The sequence below is a fragment of the Piscinibacter defluvii genome (genome assembly GCF_004011805.1).
Taxonomy (GTDB): Bacteria; Pseudomonadota; Gammaproteobacteria; order Burkholderiales; family Burkholderiaceae_C; genus Piscinibacter; species Piscinibacter defluvii.
On record NZ_RCHJ01000128.1, the window covers coordinates 1 to 715 of the forward strand.

Consider the following 715-nt stretch of genomic DNA (forward strand, 5'->3'; position numbering starts at 1 on the left):
CTCGTCGCCTGCGAGTGCTTCGCGCTCGTGTATCCGAGTCCGCAAAGTGCGGCCTAACCGTTCACTCGAGGCGACAGCCACCGGCAAGGCACTTGGCCCGCGGGCCAGTGTGGTCCATCATCTGTCTCGCGGGCCAAGCGCCTTCCCGGCGCCTGCGCCTCAGCTCAAACGTTAGGCCGCACAAACCAATCGAATCGCTGACAGCTTATGCAGTCATATCAACAAGTGCCCGAGGAGCAGACATGACGAAGAAGTACTTTGGTGAGACTGTGATCGCGCAGCGACTGCAAGCCGCTCTTTATGGGAACACGCGCCGACGCAAGTACAAGATTCTTGTGTTGGATAGAAAAGAATTTAACGCCGCTGCAGATCGTGACAAGGTAGAAGACTCGGTCTTTCTACAAGTAGTTAAACTCCTTCGTCGAGAGCGAATCTATCTGTTTCGACAAGACGGCAAGTACCTGCTGCTTACGTCCGAGACGTTCGATAAACTTCCAACACCCGGCCGCAAAGAAGTCACGGCTTGGAGGGAATCGCACTGAGCGCTTGCTGACACGCTCCCGCTCTTCGTCATCGCGTTACCGAATGCGTGCGGCCTAACCCGTCGCTCGAGGCGACCCTCCACGGCTTGGCACTTGGGCCGCGAGCCCGTAGAAAGGCTCTCCTAAAATTCAAGTGGGTTGCCCTACGTGAGGGTTGATTGCTTGGAAGTTGA

The 715-nt window shown here is 56.5% G+C and carries 1 protein-coding gene; it reads left to right on the top strand.

Annotated elements, in window-relative coordinates:
* The first annotated feature begins 242 nt into the window (after nucleotides 1-242).
* A complete protein-coding gene (locus D9C15_RS33215) occupies nucleotides 243-542 on the top strand; it encodes a hypothetical protein (RefSeq protein WP_128003722.1) in 300 nt (99 codons plus the stop codon).
* The last annotated feature ends 173 nt before the right edge of the window (nucleotides 543-715 follow it).

What these genes read in the sequence shown, in the direction of transcription:
- D9C15_RS33215 (WP_128003722.1), top strand. Translation starts at nt 243, where the DNA reads ATGACGAAGAAGTACTTTGGTGAGACTGTGATCGCGCAGCGACTGCAA.